This window comes from uncultured Tenacibaculum sp. (genome assembly GCF_947495995.1).
Classification (GTDB): Bacteria; Bacteroidota; Bacteroidia; order Flavobacteriales; family Flavobacteriaceae; genus Polaribacter.
The window spans coordinates 116,764-136,573 of record NZ_CANMAX010000009.1; the positions used below are offsets into that span (position 1 = coordinate 116,764).

12 protein-coding genes and 1 pseudogene are annotated in these 19,810 nt (G+C 31.9%); 5 read left to right on the forward strand and 8 right to left on the reverse strand.

Annotated elements, in window-relative coordinates; genetic code table 11:
- Nucleotides 1-5: 5 nt before the first annotated feature.
- Genes Q1A15_RS18245 through Q1A15_RS18265 form a run of 5 tightly spaced genes read right to left on the reverse strand, consistent with a single transcriptional unit; the run spans nt 6 to nt 4,650 of the window.
- Nucleotides 6-434, reverse strand: coding sequence for a hypothetical protein (locus Q1A15_RS18245; protein ID WP_299627411.1), 429 nt, complete (start codon nt 432-434; stop codon nt 6-8).
- Nucleotides 434-2,185 (reverse strand): M14 family metallopeptidase, encoded by a 1,752-nt coding sequence (locus tag Q1A15_RS18250; RefSeq protein WP_299627413.1) that lies wholly within the window; start codon nt 2,183-2,185, stop codon nt 434-436. The genes Q1A15_RS18245 and Q1A15_RS18250 overlap by 1 nt, the downstream gene beginning before the upstream one ends.
- Entirely contained in the window at nt 2,185-3,150 is a 966-nt protein-coding gene (locus tag Q1A15_RS18255) for an energy transducer TonB (protein WP_299627415.1), read from the reverse strand. Before Q1A15_RS18255 ends, Q1A15_RS18250 begins: the two co-directional genes overlap by 1 nt.
- Nucleotides 3,151-3,176: 26 nt before the next feature.
- Nucleotides 3,177-3,629 (reverse strand): pantetheine-phosphate adenylyltransferase, encoded by a 453-nt coding sequence (coaD, locus tag Q1A15_RS18260; protein ID WP_299627417.1) that lies wholly within the window; start codon nt 3,627-3,629, stop codon nt 3,177-3,179.
- Between the two features lie 40 nt (nt 3,630-3,669).
- Nucleotides 3,670-4,650, reverse strand: coding sequence for a D-alanine--D-alanine ligase (locus Q1A15_RS18265; RefSeq protein WP_299627419.1), 981 nt, complete (start codon nt 4,648-4,650; stop codon nt 3,670-3,672).
- A 109-nt stretch (nt 4,651-4,759) separates the two neighbouring features.
- On the opposite strand from Q1A15_RS18265, the gene Q1A15_RS18270 reads away from it, so the two are divergent.
- Both Q1A15_RS18270 and Q1A15_RS18275 read left to right on the forward strand, forming a co-directional pair.
- The gene (locus tag Q1A15_RS18270) at nt 4,760-5,317 is read left to right on the forward strand and encodes a Stk1 family PASTA domain-containing Ser/Thr kinase (protein ID WP_299627420.1); all 558 of its coding nucleotides are present in this window, start codon (nt 4,760-4,762) and stop codon (nt 5,315-5,317) included.
- A 20-nt stretch (nt 5,318-5,337) separates the two neighbouring features.
- Nucleotides 5,338-6,384, forward strand: a complete 1,047-nt coding sequence (locus tag Q1A15_RS18275; RefSeq protein ID WP_299627422.1) for an RluA family pseudouridine synthase — start codon at nt 5,338-5,340, stop codon at nt 6,382-6,384.
- Between the two features lie 64 nt (nt 6,385-6,448).
- Here Q1A15_RS18275 and cmk read toward each other — a convergent pair whose 3' ends face one another.
- The 3 genes from cmk to porQ form a co-directional block, all read right to left on the reverse strand.
- Nucleotides 6,449-7,144 (reverse strand): (d)CMP kinase, encoded by a 696-nt coding sequence (gene cmk, locus Q1A15_RS18280; protein WP_299627424.1) that lies wholly within the window; start codon nt 7,142-7,144, stop codon nt 6,449-6,451.
- Nucleotides 7,145-7,250: 106 nt separating this feature from the next.
- Nucleotides 7,251-9,017: a hypothetical protein gene (locus tag Q1A15_RS18285; RefSeq protein WP_299627426.1), complete on the reverse strand. Its 1,767-nt coding sequence runs from the start codon at nt 9,015-9,017 to the stop codon at nt 7,251-7,253.
- A 186-nt stretch (nt 9,018-9,203) separates the two neighbouring features.
- Nucleotides 9,204-10,250, reverse strand: a complete 1,047-nt coding sequence (gene porQ / locus Q1A15_RS18290; RefSeq protein ID WP_299627427.1) for a type IX secretion system protein PorQ — start codon at nt 10,248-10,250, stop codon at nt 9,204-9,206.
- Between the two features lie 169 nt (nt 10,251-10,419).
- Here porQ and Q1A15_RS18295 point away from each other — a divergent pair, with 169 nt between their 5' ends.
- The 3 genes and pseudogenes from Q1A15_RS18295 to Q1A15_RS18305 form a co-directional block, all read left to right on the forward strand.
- Nucleotides 10,420-12,636, forward strand: coding sequence for a gliding motility-associated C-terminal domain-containing protein (locus Q1A15_RS18295; RefSeq protein WP_299627429.1), 2,217 nt, complete (start codon nt 10,420-10,422; stop codon nt 12,634-12,636).
- A 3-nt stretch (nt 12,637-12,639) separates the two neighbouring features.
- Nucleotides 12,640-14,547, forward strand: coding sequence for a PorP/SprF family type IX secretion system membrane protein (locus tag Q1A15_RS18300; RefSeq protein WP_299627431.1), 1,908 nt, complete (start codon nt 12,640-12,642; stop codon nt 14,545-14,547).
- Nucleotides 14,548-14,667: 120 nt separating this feature from the next.
- A pseudogene (locus tag Q1A15_RS18305) lies at nt 14,668-19,810 on the forward strand (hypothetical protein); the annotation flags it as partial.

The following is a 19,810-nucleotide window of genomic DNA, read 5'->3' on the forward strand; positions in this document are numbered from 1 at the left end:
GAAAACTATTTGCCAGTTATAATTTCTCCATTTTTATTCCACTCTGTATTGGTAATAATTTGATTATTTTCCCAAAACTGTTCTTTCCATAGCATTCCATTTTTGTGAAATATTTTCCAAACACCTTGTTTAAAACTTCCTTCTGCACTAAGTTTCCCAAATTCAGATTCGTAAACTTTCCAAGTTCCTTCTCTTTTATCATTTAACATTGGCCCTTCACCAGCCAACTTGCCATTAGAATGAAACCATTTCATAGGTCCATTTGCTTTTCCGTCAACATAAATTCCTTCAGCAGCGAGCGTCCCGTTATCCCAATATTCTTTTTTTGTTTCTTGTTTTATATCAGAAGTAACCTCTTTTTTGTTGTTCTTTTCTATATCACAACTGAAAAGAACTAAACTGAAAATGATAAAAGAAAATAAGGACTTATGCATTATTTCACAATCTTAAAAACAGGTAATCTTAAATGTGCTTTTTCGTAATGTTGAGTTTTCGTGTAGATCCAATTTAATTGAGCTCTCGCACTTTTATTAAAAGTTGTATCTATCTTCATTTTGTTATCAAACTCAGCTTTTATAAGTGGATTCTTGTTTAAAAAATCTTCAGCTTTATCTTCAAAAACATAACTAGAGAACCCTTCTTTTCGTTGTAGAATGGTATCGAAAAAGTTCCAGTTAAAAAAGCTATCTACAGCTTCAGCTTCTAAAGTTTCTAGTAAATAACGAATTCCATTTTGATTTGTAGGAATTAGGTAGTCTCCTTTTTGAAATTTGATATTTTCTAAAGATGAACTTACCTCAGTATTGTAATGTAAATAATGACCTTCAAAAGGAGAACTAACCGTTTTAAAGTCTTTGATATGATTTACTTCTACATGTAAAATAGTATCGTTTTTAAAACGAGAAAATTCAATATTGTTGTTTTGTAAACGACTAATAACATTGTACCATCCTTGCGGAATTATATATGCTTTAGGAACAGCAACTGTTTTCGTTGTGTTGAAGTTATTGTAGTATTTTACAGGTTTTTCAAAAGGTTTGTTTTTGTCGTAAAATAAACGTTTTCCATTAGTAATTTTACTATCTATGTATGTTCCTTCATAACCTTTAAACATGAATTCAGTTGGGTTTTCGAAGTCGATTTTATATTGAATAGGATAACTGTTTTTTGCAATAATCGTTTCTACAGCTTTAGCTCTTAATGATTTTATTTTACTGCTATTTTTTTCAGTAAAATCGAACATAGATTTCATTAATTCATAGGTTTGCTCTACACGTATTTTATATGGTTTTAACATATGAGTTTCCACCATCATTCCGAAAGTATTGAATAGCGTAGTATAACCCGTAGAATATCTTGGAGAATCCATAAACTGACTCCAACCTTTTTCTGGCGTCGATCCCCAAACATTTACATAAGGCGTAATTGGAATTCCTTTGTTAGCTAAAGATTTTTCTAAAAACGGACGCATTTCTTGTTCTAAATACTTTCCAAGTTCTCCGCCTAATTTATTGTGTTGCGTAAATAAATGTGTAATTGCATATTGATAATCGGCACCATTACTTACATGATTGTCGATAAAAACATCTGGATTAACAGCATGAAAAATCTGTGCAAAAGTTGCCGCATTTTTAGTGTCTTGCTTTACAAAATCACGATTTAAATCAAAGTTTCTAGAATTACCTCTAAATCCGTATTCTTTCGGTCCATTTTGATTAGCACGTGTATGAGAATTTCTATTTAAAGCACCTCCAATATTATAGATAGGAATTACACAAATTAAAGAATTCTGATAAGTTTTTTGTAGTGAATCATTTTGAACGATATCTCTTAATAAAAGCATAGAAGCATCAATTCCGTCTGATTCTCCTGGGTGGATTCCGTTATTAATTAAAATTCGATTCTTTTTAGAATTTTTTAGTTGCTCTTTTTGCGTTTTTCCTTCAGTATTATAAACCACTAAATGTAAAGGATTACCACTATCTGTAGTACCGAATTCTAGCAAAGAAATTTCAGAATAAGTATTTGCTAAATCTTTGTAGTAGGAAATAACTTCATTGTATACAGGAGTTTCTAGTCCATTAGATTTTTCAAATGTAGTGGTGAAGTCTCTAGAAGATTTTTTAGCTGTTTTATTACAAGATAAAACACAAATCACTAAAGAAAGCAGTAGAAAATTTTTCATTATAAGTTGTAGGTTATTGGTATTGTATATCCAACGCGTACTTTTTGTCCTCTAGATATACCTGGTGTCCAATTTTTCATTAGTTTTATTACTCTAATAGCTTCTTGATCACAAGGCTCGCAAACTTTTTTAATAATTTTAATGTCGGATATACTACTGTCTTTGTTAATCTTAAAAGTTAAAATTATTCTCCCAGCAATATTATTATCGTACGCGTATTGTGGAATGATAAAATTATTTTTGATATGTTCAGCAATTCCTTTTTGTCCTTTAGGGAATTTAGGTGTTACAAAAGTTTCGGTATATGTGTACTCTTTTCCTTTTTTATCCCAGCTTTTACCTTCTAATAGTTTACCTTTTTTGTAAAATTCTTCGTAACGTTTTTTATCATTAACATGACTTGTGAATTTTCCATGTTTTTTACCTTTTCGGTAAAACCCTTTAATTTCGGTAGAGTCACGAGTATAGAGATATGCGCCATTACCATTTTTAATTAGTTGATTACCATTTCTAACCCAAAAAGCAATCATTTTAGGAGCTTTCCCTTTTTTTGTTAATTTCTTTTTGTTTTTAAAAAATATTTGAACATCTTTTTTTTGTCCATTTTCATACCAGTGAGTCCATTTACCATAATTCTCACTTCTACTTCCATATCCTTCTGCTGATTTATTACCATTTTCAAAGAATGAAATATGTTTATGATACGAGTTACTAAGTAAAGGATCTATCGTGTAATAAATGGATCTTTTGTAAAAAGCACTAGAATCTTTTTTTAGATTATAAGATACCATTTTGTATAGTTTTTTATAATTTACTAGTGTATCTTTTTTAACTATTAGATAAGTACTTGCTTCACTTTTTTTAGATGGTACTTTTTTATTCAAATATATAGTATCACCTACTTTGTAGTTTTGAGTATATCCATAAAATGATACTAAAAGACTAAATAAAATTAACTTTTCCATGTGGTTTTTTATAATTGTTTTTCGTTTTATGCTCTTACTGAATCTGGAACTAATCCTGTGTAATCTCCACCGTTTCGTATTACATCTCTAACGATAGAAGAAGAAATATAACTTTTACCAGAAGAGGTTAGTAAAAACACTGTTTCTATTTCAGAAAGTTTTCTATTTGTGTGTGCAATTGCTTTTTCAAATTCAAAATCAGCTGGATTTCGAAGTCCTCTTAAAATAAACTGAGCATCAATTTCTTTACAGAAATTTACAGTCAAACCTTTATAGGTTACCACTTTTATTTTTGGCTCATTTTTAAAAGTTTCTTCGATAAACTGTTTTCTTTTTTCTAAAGGAAACATATATTTTTTATCAGCATTAATACCGATTGCAATAATAAGTTCATCGAATAAAGTAACACCTCTTTTAATAATATCTAAATGACCTAAAGTAATAGGGTCAAATGATCCTGGGAAAATAGCGCGTTTCATTTTGTGTTGTATTGTTAGTTTTGGTTGTGTCAATTTATAATTAAGCCTCAGAATTCAAACTACTCATAATAGCATTTTCAAATAAATCAGCTAAACTGATTCCTGCTTCATTAGCTTGTTGAGGTAAAATACTTTCTTCTGTTAATCCTGGTACAGTATTCATTTCTAAAAAGTGAGGAACTCCATCAACAAAAATATATTCAGATCGAGAAAAACCACTCATATTCAAAACTTCATAAGCTTTTTTAGCAACTTCACGTACTTTGGTTTCTTCATCTTCGGTTAATCTTGCAGGAGTAATTTCCTGAGATTTCCCTTCGTATTTAGCTTCGTAATCGAAAAAATCATTTTCAGAAACAATTTCAGTAATAGGTAAAACTTTAACTACGTTATTATATTCAATAACACCTACTGAAACTTCTTTACCATCTAAAAAGCTTTCAATTAAAATTTCATTATCTTCTTTATATGCTTTCTCTATAGCCGGAATAATATCGTCTTTTGTGTGCGCTTTAGAAATTCCAAAGCTAGATCCAGCATTATTAGGTTTTACAAAACAAGGTAGTCCTACTTTATTTGTAATAAAATCAACATCTATACTTTCTCCTTTATTAAGATAAATAGATGTAGCAGTAGGAATATCATATTTCCTTAAAATACTTAAAGTATCACGTTTATTAAATGTTAGTGCCATTTGATAGAATGGGGCAGAAGTATGTTTGATACCTAACAAATCAAAATAAGCTAAAATTACTCCGTTTTCACCTGGAGCGCCATGAATAGCATTAAAAACACAATCGAAAGTTAGTTTTTCATTTTTATATTCAACTGAAAAATCGTGTTTGTTAATAGGAAAATGTTCTTCATTTTCAACTAAAAACCATCCTTCTTTTAAAATATGTACACAATACGAGTTGAACTTTGTCTTATCGAGATGTTTGTATACGACACTTCCGCTTTTAAGAGAAATAGCTACTTCAGAAGAATAGCCTCCCATGATAATGGCGATATTTTTTTTCATTTTCAATAATTAACCTTACAAACTTACCAAAAAAGTATTTTAAAAATTAATGTTTTTAAATTAGTCTTATTTTTAATGTACATTTGTTGAATCTTTCAAAAAATCGATAATGAAATTGTTACAGTTTTTAAAGAGTAAAGTTTTTGTAAAACAGTTGATCATTGCTATAGTTGGAGCAGTATTGTTTGTGTTTTTATTACAATGGTGGTTGGGTTATACAACTAATCATAATCAAAAAATTCAGGTTCCAGATTTACAGAAGAAAAGTATAGCAGAAGTAAAACAATTACTAGAAGAATTGAGTTTAGAATGTATAGTAATTGATAGTGCAAGCTATAATCCAGATTTTCCAAGAAAATCAGTTGTTGAGCAAAATCCAGAAGCTGGAGATTTTGTAAAAGAAAAAAGAAAAATTTACCTGACTTTAAATCCATCTAAATATAGAGACGTTATTGTACCAGACTTAAATGGTAAAACAAAACGTCAAGCAATTACTCATTTACGTTCGATAGGTTTTTCTGTTGGAGAAAAATTCACTTACGTTCCAGATATTGGTAAAAATGTAGTAAGAGGATTAAAACATAATGGAAAGCAAATAGGATTAGGAGATAAATTACCAAAGAAATCGGTAATTGATCTTATCTTAGGAGATGGTTCCTTAAACTAACAAGATTAAATAGAGATTCAATGCAGGAGGAAAATCACGAAATTCAGAATGAGAATTCTGAATTATACGAGCACTATCGTTTTACAGCTACTGAAGGGCAAGATCCTTTACGTGTAGATAAGTTTTTAATGAATTTTATTGAAAATGCTACACGTAATAAAATTCAGCAGGCAGCTAAAGCAGGAAATATTTTAGTAAACGATAAAGCAGTTAAATCGAACTATAAAGTAAAACCCAAAGATGTTGTTCGCGTTGTTTTAGCACATCCACCACATGAAAATTTATTGGTAGCAGAAGATTTACCAATCAACATTATTTATGAAGATGATGATGTAATAGTTGTAAACAAAGAACCTGGAATGGTTGTGCATCCTGGACACGGGAATTATACAGGAACCTTAGTTAACGGATTAATTCATCACATAGAAAATTTACCTAAAAACAGTAATGAACGTCCTGGTTTAGTTCATCGTATAGATAAAGATACAAGTGGATTGCTAGTTGTTGCTAAAACTGAATTTGCAATGGCGCATTTATCGAAGCAATTTTTCGATAAAACAACTGAGCGTTTGTATTATGCTTTAGTTTGGGGAAATGTTGAGAACGATAAAGGTACTATTGAAGGTAACATTGGGAGAAGTGAGAAAGACAGAATGCAAATGAAAGTTTATCCTGATGGAGATTATGGAAAACCAGCCGTTACACACTATAGAGTTATTGAACGTTTTACGTATGTTACTTTAGTTGAGTGTAAGTTGGAAACAGGAAGAACACATCAAATTAGAGCTCATTTTAAATATATAGGTCATACTTTATTTAATGATGAACGTTACGGCGGAGATCAAATTTTAAAAGGAACTACGTTTTCTAAATACAAGCAATTTGTAGAAAACTGTTTTAAAGTATTACCAAGACAAGCACTTCATGCCAAAACTTTAGGGTTTGTTCATCCGACAAGTGGAGAGTTAATGCAATTTAATTCTGAAGTTCCAGAAGATATTACAGCTTGCTTGGAGAAGTGGAGAAGATATTCTTCAAACTCTACATTTGAAGCTCAAAATTTATAATCGCTGAGAATCGCGTATTTGAAAAACTTTAGAGGGATTGATCGAATACGCGATTTTCAGTTTTTTAGTTTTTAACTTTTGAGTTTACTAAACTCATTATTCTTTCAAATTGTTCTTCTAATCCCATATCAGAATTATCAAATTCTACAGCGTCATCAGCTTTTTTAAGTGGAGAATCTTTTCTTGTTGAATCTATTCGATCTCTTTCTTCTACGTTAAAAAGTACTTCTTCGTAAGTTACATTATCACCACGATCTAATAATTCTTTATAACGTCTCGTAGCTCTTTTATCTGCAGAAGCAGTCATAAAAAGTTTCAGTTCAGCATCTGGAAAAACGACAGTTCCAATATCCCTACCATCCATTACAATACCTTTATCTTTTCCCATATGGTGTTGTTCTTGTACTAATTTACGACGAACTTCAGGTATTGCAGATACTTTACTTACCAGTTTAGAAACTTCTAGAGTTCTAATTTCAAGTTCAACATTAGTGTCGTTTAAATACATTTCAGCAAAACCTAAATCAGGATTAAAACTAAAAGAAAGTTTTATGTTATCTAAATCTTGAATTAATTGTTCTGGATTGAAGTTTTCTGCAGAGATATAATTGTGACGCATAGCATACAAAGTAACAGCTCTATACATTGCGCCTGTATCTACATAAATGTAATTTAATGTTTTTGCTAATTGTTTAGCAATGGTACTTTTTCCTGTAGAAGAAAAACCATCTATGGCAATAATAATCTTTGTTGTGGTCATTAAATAGTATTAACACGGCAAAGATACTTTTAGTTTTAAAAAATTAATAAAAAAAAGCAATTGTTATATTAACAATTGCTTTTTATAATCAGGTTAAGTGTTGAGTTTATCGTTTTATAAACTTACCACTTAAAATTCCTTTATTACTAGGTACATTGATAATATATGTTCCAGGTCTTAAATCAGATATATTAATAGTAGCTGATTGAATAGAATCTCCCAAAGAATTATTTAAAGATATAGTATTATCAAAACTTGGTTTTAATTCAATAAGATCAATTCCTCCTGAACCAAATTTCAAGTTTACGGTTTTGACTTTTAAACCAGAAAGTTCAGATATAGTTGCAGTTGAAGCTATAACCGTATTATCGCTTTTAGTTAATTTTATGTAATAAGTTGCAGGATTAGGTGATAATGCAAAGTAATTATACAAACTTGGTAAACTGATAATTGGACCAACTGGTGAAGAACAATCTTTTATTACAGTAGCATTGGTATAATTATTTACACCAGTTTGTACATTGTTTTTGATTTGATTAAATAAATTATCAGGTATATTACCAGATCCTAAACAAACGAAATCAATAGCACAACCTTGTATTCCAACAAAGCTAATGAAATTAAGTATATTAGATGTAACGTGATGGTTTTCTGATAAATATAGTTTTTCAAGATTTGGATTATCATTTAATAAAAGTGCAGATATATTATCAGCATTTCTAACATCGATCTCTTTTAGTTGATTGTTTTTCAGAAGGATTTTCTCTAATTTTTTATTGTTTTCTGTGATTTTAAATTCTGTTAATTTATTATTATTAGCTCCAAGATCCCTTAGTAATGGATTGAAGTTTATGTTAAAACTGCTAACATTATTATCATGAAATGATAATTCTTCTAATTTGGTATTATTATTAATGTTTAATTGACTCAGGTTATTGAAATCAATACTTGCTTGCTTTAAGTTTGTATTGTTGCTTAAATCTATAGAGGTTAAGTTGCTGTAATCTAAACCAAGTCTTTCTAGTTTTGTGTTATTACTTAAATCTATTGATGTTAGGTTGGTTAATCTTTGTGCTATTAAAATTTTTAATTCTCTTAATTCACGTAAATCAACACTATTAGCCCTGTTGTTATCTAATACGACAAAATCAACATTAATGAAATTCTCGATACCAGTAAAGTCACCTATATTTAATAAATCATTAGGGCCTCTTCCTACAAATAATTTTGTGGCAGCCCTTGCTTCATCAATACAAATTTCACCGTCTCCATCGGTATCTATTACAGGTGAATGGTTTAATAATTTTTGTTTAAAACTAATATCTGGGAAATTAATGATTTGGCATGAAGTTGGTGTAGGATAATTAGCACAGTCAAAGTGTAATTTTGTACCTAATCTATTCCAGACTCTCCTAGCATGACTAACATTACTAACTTGAACTCCATATTGAGCTTGGTTTATACAGACAAATTGAATTTTATCAAAGTCAAATGAAATTCCATAAAAACCTTCCATTTGAAAAGTGCTATTTCCTTTTAAAAGAGCAACCTCTAGTGGATTTCCAGTTAAACGTAATGTCCATAAAGAGTTTTGACGTACATCGATAAATTTGATATTATTATTCTCTGCGATTAAGAATCTAAGACTAGTAAAGTGTTTTAATTCTTCAAGATTAGAAATGTTACTGTTGCTAATTCTTAGTGTTTCAACAGATGAAGCTTCATTATAACTGATGTTTCCATCACCACTGGTATCAATAACAGGGAAATGATTTAATAAAGCTTGTTTAAAATTAGGATCGGTAAAGTTAATTATTTGAGAAAAAGTATTGATGCTTATAAAAAGCAAAAGTCCAAGTAAAATTTTCTTCATAATACATAAAGGATTATTGCAACTTAGTATATTAAGTCGCTGGTTAATTAAAAATATTTAGGATGATTAAATAGTTACAATTTTTTGAATATTCTTTTTAGCGCAATTTAAATTATCCGATACAAATGTAGAAAATTTAAATGAGATTAATTGTTAAATCGAATTTAACTAAACGTATGTTAATTACTAATATTTTGTTTTATAACGATACGTTTTTCCACGATTTAAATCAATTGAAATACCGAAAGTACTTACGTTAGAAGCAGTGTGGAATCTAGCATAAGAGTAATTCAATTTTACTTTATTCATTCGTAGTCCGAAACCAAAAGAAATACCACCAAAAGTTCTAACATTTTGTAGTTGTAATTCTTTTCCTCTTCTGAAATTATAACCCACTCTAAGATTGATGGCACGTTTAGGAAATAATTCGGCTCCGATAATGAAATGTCTAAAAAGATTGTCGATGAAAGAAATGTCTTCTTCAGTAACATTTCCTTCTAAATCAGAAGTTTGATTTGATGGATTAGCAACACTAATATTCCATTGTTGTAAATTGTCAACTGTGGCATACCAACGTAACGGAACATTTTCCAGTAAGTAAGAAGCTCCAACTGCAATTTCAAAAGGAAGCTTTTCTTTTTCTCCGTTAAAAGAAGTGATTTGTGTTCCAATGTTTCGTAATACTACAGAAAAAATATAAGGTTTCTGATCATTATAGTATGTGGCTCCAATATCTCCTGCAACACCAAAAGAAGAGAAGTTAGCAATAGAAGAGTGAATTAATTTAAAATTCGCTCCGATAAAAATACTAGTATTAGGTATTTTATATGCATAACCAAGAGATAAGGCAATATCACTTGCGCCAAAAGTACCTGTTTCATTTCCTTCAACATCAGCTTGTATTAAAGTTCCGTAATTGATGTAAGAAATATTAGAATGAAATGTTTGAGAATACCTTGAAAATCGATGCGCATAAGAAATAGAACCGACAGAAATATCTGCCAAATAGCTTGTATAGTTAATAGAAAGCTTTCGATCTAAATCTAAATTTATCATAGCGGGATTCCAAACAGGTTGATCTACATCATCAACTAATGTTAGTACTTTTCCACCTAAAGCAGATTGTCTAGCATTTGTAGAGGTATTTAAGAAAGAAAATACACGAGAACCACCCACTTGAGCATCACAAAAAGCGACAAAAAACAAACTTGCTACAATAAATTGTTTCAGCATTTTTTAATTTTCATATAATAAGTTGGTAAAATTAACGTATTAATTGCTAGTATAGTGTTTAAAAATCATTATTTCGGGAATAAAATTTTTTTTTATCATAAAATGAATATATTTGTATGTTAATTGTGGTTTCCACAAAAGAAAAGTTTTTAATAGTCCCCATCCTATTATGTATAAGTGTAAAAAAAATACATCTACAATAATACTTATTGTACTGCTATGTCTATTGCATAGTGGTTATTCATATGCACAAACATTAAATGTACCAACATTACAATTTGGTAATTCTGCTTGTGCACAGGCAGGTAACGATCGTTTTTGTATCGATTTTACATTTTCAGGTATGTCTTTTGACGCAGGTAACGTTTTTACATTACAATTGTCAGATTCTAATGGAGATTTCACTACATCGGGAGTAGTTAATTTAAGAGAGGTTAGAGATGCAAATGATTTGTTTTTTGTCACTGATGTTTGTTTTCAATTACCAGAAGGAACATATGGTGAAAATTATAGAATACGAATTGTGTCTAGTTCTCCAGCAATGGAGGGTCCAGCTTCTAACGTTTTTGATGCTTTTTATAGACCAACTGAAGATTTAATTTTAAATGGGCGTAATGCTTTAGTACTGTGTGGAGGACCAGAAACAGTTTCCGTTAATGTAATTAATCCAGATTATACATATGTTTGGTTTAAAGAGGAGGGAGCAGGTTTTACTATAATTCCAGGAGAAACAGGATCTTCTTTTACTGTTACTGAACCGGGTAGGTATTATGCAGCTGTTGATGCAGGAGCTTGTACACAAACAACTTCTGGTTTGCAATCTAATATTTTAACAGTTACAGAAGTAGCGCCATCGAGTTTAACGATAGAAGGAGCTAATACCATACAAATTTGTGCTAATGAAACTTATGAGCTAGTTTCTAGTATAGATGATCGTTCGTTTGTTTATAGATGGTTTAAAGATGGTAACCTTATCACAGGTTTAGCAGATTATACACCTAGATATACAACACCAACAAGTAATCAGTTTGGTGTGTATCATTTAGAAATAGAAGTAAGTGGTTGTACAAGCAGATCACAAGATGTTACTGTAGAACAGCGACCTGGGGCAAATTTCGAAATTAATTTAAATCCACCAGCAACAAGAATTCGTCTCCCAGGAGAAACGATAGAGTTAGGTGTTACACATACAGCTTCATCACCAACATTTCAATGGTTTAGAGATGGAGCACCATTACCTGCAAGAAATCAGGTTTCAACAAATGCTACTCAAGAAGGAGAGTATTTTATAGAAGTTACAGATAATTCAGGTACATGTCCGACTTCAAGAAATTCAGATATTTATACAATTGTAGATGCTGTAGGTTTTAATGTTGAGATTAGACCAAGTACAGATTATGCTGAATGTGGTATAGAGCAAACTCAATTGTCTATAGTTGGAGTAAGAGCCTTAGGAAGTGATGGTAATGAATATGATTTAAGTTCAGATCAGGTTTCTAGTTTGAACTTCCAGTGGAATAAAGATGGGAATCCAATAGCTGGAGCGACGTTTGAACAATTAGATGTGAATTCGTATAACGATAACGGAGAATATACTTTAACGGCTTCAGTTGGAACAATTTCTTCAGATTCTAATATTGTAAATGTTTTGTTAACTGTGACAGGAGTGGAAATTCGTTCATCTTCGGTTTCTAATTCTTTATGTCCGGGAGAGACAATTACATTTAACATAGATATAGAACCAGGCTTTGTGTATACTTGGTTTAAAGACGGAGCAGAATTAACTGTTACAGATCCAAGTACAGTTGTAATTGACGAAATTGGAACATATAGTGTGACTTATGAAGGTTTTGGTTGTCTAAATAATGTGACCGAGGTTAATGTAGTAGAATTTGATGATAGTGTTTTAGAAGTGAGTCCATCGTCGACGGCAGTTTTGGAGCCAGGAGAAACAATAACATTAGAAGCAAGTGGAGCAGATTCTTACGAATGGTTTGATGCAGCAGGAAACTTACTATCTAGTAATGAAACATTAGACGTAAATACTTTAGGAACATTTACGTTATTTGGAACAGTAGGAGGATGTAGAGCGCAACGAGAAATCAATGTAGTAGAAGATGATGGGAAATTAGTTATTCCAAACATAGTAACTCCTTTTAATGGAGATGGAATTAACGATACATGGGAATTACCTAACAGATTTGCTTTTCAAACAGATGTGCAGGTAATTATTTATGATTCAAGAGGTAAAGAAGTTTTAAATACGACCGATTATCAAAATAATTGGCCGATGGATAATAATTTTAAAGATGGGATGTTATTCTATTTTAGAGTTATTAGAGAAAACAACTTAATAAAAGCGGGGACAATTTCTATATTGCAATAATATATGGTAAAGAAAATTACTTTATTACTACTATGCGTACTTATGAATTCAGTAGCGTATACTCAAACGAGTATTGCTAGTGAAGATTCATATAATGGTTTTTCATCAAGGAGCTTTATGAAGTTTAATAACTTTATGACAGTTCCAACTTTCTCATTATTGCATAGAGAAACTTCAACAATTGAAGCTATCAGCAGAAGCTCTAATATCGAATTTGAAGATGCTTCACGTTTACATGTATTAAGTTATTCAGGAAAAATGCAACCAAACGTTGGTGCTGGTATTGCAGTTTTTCAACAAGAAATAGGAGTGTTTAAAGATTTTGGTGCGATGGCAAACTATGCTTACCAAATTGATTTAAATGCTAAAACAAAATTAACTTTTGGTTTTAACTTCTTTTATAGTAGAAGAAGTTTAGATGAGCCAAGAGTACTTACCAACACACCAGATCCTTTAATAAATAATTATCAAGATCGCCCTGTAGTGGTTTTTCAACCAGCAGCGACAGTTTCTTTTGGGAATTTTGATGTAGGATTATTCTTTGAGAATTTAGGTGATTTTAATTTAAAAACAAGTGAGTTTGTAACATCTTTCGGAGATAAAACAATTTCAGCTCACGCAGCATATACTCACAGGTTAAAAAATACTACTGGTTTATTCGCTGGAACTACGATAAGAGGTTTAGGTATAGCAAGAAGAACAAATGTAGATGGTTTTTCTTTTGCAGCAACAGCTTTAGCTGACTTACCGAAAGTAGGTTGGTTAAAAGTAGGTTATGATAAATTATTTGGGTTAAATGCAGGTTTTGGTATCAATTTAAACAAAAGATTATCAATAGGTTTTTCATATGAAAAACAAGAAAACTTAAGCGGTACAAATGAAGTTGGTTTAATTTACAGATTAGGTAGAAGTAGATCTTCTAAAAGACCGGGAGGTAATGTGTTTGTAAATTTACCAGGCGGAAGACAAAAAGAAACAATAGAAAGAAGAGAGCAAGAATATAAAGATGAAGAACATAATGATTTATCTGATGAAATAAGAATAGCTCAAGATTCTATCGATATTTTAAACAAGAAGGTTGATGAAATTTTAAAGAAATTAGAAAATCAACCTACAAATACGAACACAACTACAATAATTAAAGAAGTTGTACCAACTACTCCAGATAATGAAGCTAGAGATCAATCTTTACCAAGAAGATCTGCTAAACCATGGAGAGAACAAACTGTTACCGAAAGAGGTGGTGGTGGAACAATGTATTATACTGCTATTGAGCAATTTAAATCTTTAAAAAGAGCGCAGCAAGAAGTTAAAAAATATAATAATAAAAAGAGCGTTAAACAGTATAATAGAAATAACAGGAAGAAAGTAAAAGCTCGTTATGTAAGAGATCCTAAGTATAATGTTTATGTAGTTTATATAGATAGACACGCTAAGGAAGAAGATGCTGAAAAACAAATGGAAGAGATTAATGGAGTGATAAAAAATACAGCAGAAAGTGATGATGATACTGGTGGAGGGCTAGGAGATATTACTGCGACAAACAATACGAGCTCTTCGTCTAAAGACAGAGTTTATGTAATGAGAGTTACTTTAGGTCCTGAAGGTGAGACGTATAAAGTGCCGAAAACTCAACCTAGAGCTAGAATTCAAACGATGAGTTTAGAAGAAGGATTAGAGCCTGGTTATTACATGCAAATTGGAGTATTCTCTAAAAAGCCTTATGCCGATAGATTATTAGACGAGTTAGAGAAAGACGGTTTCAAACCAGGATATTTTATCAATCCAAAAACAGGAAATAGACATATTTATTTACATAAAACACAAGATAGAAAAGAAATTTTAAATCTTTATAACAATAATTTTAAAGGAAAATATTACGACAGAAAAAGTCTAATTCATATTAGATAATTAAGATAAAGTGTAAGTTTTAATTATGTTGTAAAATTTCATTATATTTATAGTGATCCCGATTTTAGTGTTATAAGTTTTTGATTATAATTTTTTTATAAAAGAAATAAATCCCCAAAGATGAATAAAAAATTACTTCTATTAATAGCATTTATTGTGAATGTCGCTCTTTTGTCTGCCCAAGACAAAGGCAACATTTTTGATAACAAAAAAGTTTCGGCCAAAATTCCTTTGGCTAAAAGAAATGCGAAAGCTAACGAAGCATTTGTCAGGAAAAAATTAGTAGATACACCTTTTGCAGATAGGTTAGGTGCTGGTGGAATTAACATTCGAGGTAATGTTACTTTTGTGGGTAACAATATTTTAAGTATTGATGATCCATTCTTTGCGTCTGTAATCGGACCGAATGATGATTTCAATTTCGGTGGAAACGTAAACACTGATTTTGAATTAGGTTATATTGATATTGATGATGTAATGGGAATAGCAGGTAGTGGGGATACCTTTTCTTCTAGTATGTCATCTTTAAATTTACCAAACTGTTCTAGAGTAGTATATGCAGGATTGTATTGGTCAGCAATTTACCCTTATGATAATTGGAGTGAAGAAAGTGCTGGGATTAACACTAGGGACGATGATTTCAATGAGATAAAATTTAAATTACCTGGTCAGCCTTATCAGGATCTTGTTGCAGATAAGTTTGATGCTACAGCTCGAGAATTAATTTTTGATGATGGAGAAAGTGATCAGTTACCTTATGTATGTTATAAAGATGTAACATCTTTAGTACAAGGGCTTTCAAATCCAAATGGAGATTATTTCGGAGCAAACATAAAAGCAACTATTGGATTAGATGATACAAATCAACGTTTAGGTTCATCTGCAGGTTGGGTAATGGTTGTTATTTATGAGAATGAAACTGAATCAAGTAAAAATATTTCTGTTTTTGATGGTTTTTCAACTATTGATGGAACAAACAATACAGATGTAACTTTCTCAGGTTTTACAACGATACCTTCAGGTCCAGTAAGAGCACAATTCTTAACTGCTGCTTTAGAAGGTGATAGACCATTTACAGGAGATAGTTTTCAAATTAGAAATCAAGCAGGTAATTTTGTTGATATAACAACAGGAAATAATCCTTCAAATAACTTTTTTAATAGTTCTGTAACACAAAATGGTAATTTTGTTACAGCACGAAGGCCTGCCAGTACAAATACTTTAGGTTTTGATATTGACCAATTTACATTATCAAATCCCTCCAATACTATTATTACTAATAATCAAACTTCAATTGATGTAAGATTTACTACGGCACAAGATGCCTATTTTCCTTTTTTAAATGTAATGGCTATTGAAATTATTGAGCCAGACATTCAATTGGTCAAAACAGTAGATGATAATGCAGGTACAGATTTAGCTGGAGCAACAGTAGGTTTAGGAGGTGATTTATGGTATAACGTTGCTTTTCAAAATACAGGTACAGATGATGCAATCAATACAGTAATTACCGATAGATTACCAAGGAACGTAAATTTAGTTCCAGCAGATGTAGTTACGCCAACAGGTGTAACATTAGCAAGTTACGATCCGCCATCAGCAGCAAATAGTTTTAGGGGAGAGTTAACTTTTGAAATAGATGATTCTTTAGTTGAAGAAGGTGGTGCGGTGCACAATATTCGTTTCCATGTACAAGTGGTAACAGATTGTAGTTTGTTAACAGATGTTTGTTCTAACATTGTAGAAAATCAGGCTTTTGCAAGATATGATGGTAGAACTGGTGGAGTAGTCGTAAATGACGAACCAAGTGTGTCAGGAATTGATGCATGTAATTTTGGTATAGCAGGTTCTACAAACTTTTTAGTAGATATTACAAGTTGTAATGCTTTTTCTCAAAATGTTGCGTTATGTGGTTCTTCAGTAGATCTAACTGCAGGTGCAGGTTTTGGTAACTATGAGTGGAGAGATGGTTCTGGTACTATTATTGCTTCAGGAGATGAAGCTTCAACTAGAACTATAACTGTTACATCAACAGGAACATATACAGTAACTAAAACAAATCCACCAGGAGCGCCAGCTGCTTGTGTACCTTTTGACGAAACTTTTGTAGTTGGACCATTTGGTTCAGGAACAAATCCTTTAGTTGCTTCAGCAGATAGAGTTGTAACTTGTGTTAGTGATCCAGCTTTAGAATTAGCAGAAATTTATTTATGTGGAGCAGCAGATTCTCGTTCAATTGCAACAGGAGTAGCTTCACCAACGACAGTAACATGGCAAGTGTTAACATCTACAAGACCAGCTACTTTAGATAGTACATGTCCAGATGTTGGAGGTACTTGGGTAGATGTTGCAACTGATCCCAACAGTACAACAAGAACTTTTTCTGATGCAGGAGAATATAGATTAATTGTTGAGGAGCCAGGAGGTTGTTTCGAGCGTTACTATTTTAATGTATTTAAAGGAACGGTTAATCCTACGATAGTTACAGAAGATATTATTTGTTCTGTAGACGGAAGCATTACAATAAATAATGTGCCAGCTGGTTACGAATATGCAGTTGTGCCAGCAGGAGATCCAGCGCCAGCAGCTGGAGCTTACCAAACTTCAAATGTTTTCCCAATTACTACAGCAGGAAACTATGATGTTTACATTAGAAATGTTGCAATTTCTTGTGTATTCCCTTATCCAAACCAAGCAGTTAACGAAATTGACATTGACGTTGATGTAACAACAGCGCCGATTTTATGTGCAGGAGATTCTGGAGAAATTAATATTCAAATTAATTCTACAACTCCGGGACCATATATTTATGAGATTAGAAGTGGAGGATCTTTAGTAAGTTCATTCGGACCAACAACAGATCGTTCAAGAACTTTCCCTATTACAGCAGCAGGAACTTATACAGTTGAAGTTTCATCTACAACAAATAGTTGTACATATTCTGAAACTCTACCAGCATTTACAGTTCCACCAGCATTAAATCTTACAGTAGTAAAAACTAAAGATATAGACTGTACAAATGGTGAAATTACAATAAATCCAAGTGGTGGAACACCAGGAGCAGCAGGTTACACTTTTGCTTTATGGTCTTATACACCAGCAGGTACTGCAACTAAAGCAGCTATTTCTTACCCAACAATTGGAGATATTCCAACAACATATAACGCAACTACTTTTGAAGGTTTTTCTACAAATACTATATTTAGTATTCCTATAGGAAGTGAAGGAACTTATGAGTTTCTTGTAGTTGACGAAAATAATTGTTCATTTATAGCAAATCCAGTAGTAGTAAATTTAGAGGATGCTTTACAATTTTCAGAAGTTCATACAGATGCTACTTGTTCTGGAAATACAGATGGAACAATTACAATAAATACTGATACACCTCCAGGTTTATTAGGATATACTTTAGAATATAGCGATGATGGAGGTACAACTTTCCAAACGTCAAATACTTTTACAGCTTTAGCACCTGGAAATTATACAATTACAATTAGAGCAACAAAAGGTGTAGCTGTTTGTAGTTATACAGTTGGACCTATAAATATAGATAATCCATCTGCACCTTCAAGTTCTGCAGTTTTAGATCCAGATGCAACTTGTACACAACCAAATGGTAGAATTACATTTACTACTGCAACAGGTGGTTCAGGAACTGGTTATCAATATAGTATTAATAATGGAGCAACTTGGCAAAGCTCAACTATCTTTAACAATGTTGGGCCAGGAACTTATGATTTATTTGTAAGAGATTCAAATGGATGTGCTTCACCTGTTTCACAAATAGTTGTTGATCCATTCCCTGTAATTCCAGATATTCCTAGTACAGTTGATTATAATTGTGATGGAACTGCTACAGTAACATTAAATCCACCAGCAATACCTTCATTAACTTATACTTATAGTATAGATGGAGGTCCAGCTCAGGCATCGAATGTATTTACAAATGTAAATCCAGCCACACACACTTTTACAGTTAGAGCAGACAGAGCATGCCCTAGAGATTTTACAGTAAGAGTTAGACAAAATAGAGAATTTACAGGAAGTGTAACAGGTAGTACAAATTTAGATTGTAACGATTCTAATAATGGAACGATTACGATTCAAGCAAATAATTTCAACGGAGGAAGTTATGAATATTCAATTGATGGTGGAGCGAGTTGGTCCTCAACAGCTGATAATCCATTTAGAATTGTTGGAGTTTCTGCAGGAACACACAACGTAAGAATCAGAGAAACTTCAGGATCAATAGTTTGTGAATTAGATTTAGGAGATGTAACTATAACAGAACCAGCACCTATAAATGTTACTGGTACTATAACAACTTCAGCAAATTGTACAGGACCAAACTCTGCGTCTATTACTGTACAAGCAACAGGAGGAACGCCTCCTTATGAATTTAGTATTGATAACGGTGCAACTTGGCAATCATCTACAATATTTTCAGGTTTAGCTTCTGGAACATATACTGTAAGTGTAAGAGATTCAAATAATTGTACTGAATGTGGTTGTTCTACTGATCCATTCACAAATGGAAGTTTTGAAACAGTACCTTCAGGAATTACTACTTTCAGAATTATAGATGAAAATCAATTAGATGGTTGGGATAGTACAGCTTCTGATAATCGTCTAGAAATTTGGAGATCTGGATTTAACGGAGTACCAGCTTCTGATGGAGATTATTTTGCAGAATTAAATGCAAATTTACCATCAGCTTTATATCAAGAATTTTGTACTATACCTGGTGATGTGATCAACTGGTCTGTAGATCATAGAGGTAGAGGTGGTGTCGATGTAGCGGAAGTAAGAATTGGAGGAGATTTAGCAACACCAAATTTTACACAAACAATGTCGGATGGAACTTCTGCATGGGGTTCATATTCAGGGTCATATACTGTTCCAGCTGGACAAACTACAACTATTATATCTTTTGAAGCAATTTCAACTGCTTCTGGAAGTTTATCAGTTGGTAACTTTATTGATAATGTTAGGATGACAGTCAATGCAGTTGGTTGTACACCTTTTGAAATTATTGTACCAAATCCCGATCCAGTAGTTTTCACAGCTACTCCAGTTGCATGTTATACAGGAAGCAATGGAACTATTGCTGTAAACATTACAAGTGGAGAAGCACCGTTTAGAGTTCGTTTAGATAGTGGAGCTTTCATTAATGTTACTGGAAGTACACATACATTCTCAGGATTAAACGCCAATACATATGCTGTAGAAGTTGTTGATAATAAAGGGTGTAGTAATATAGTTA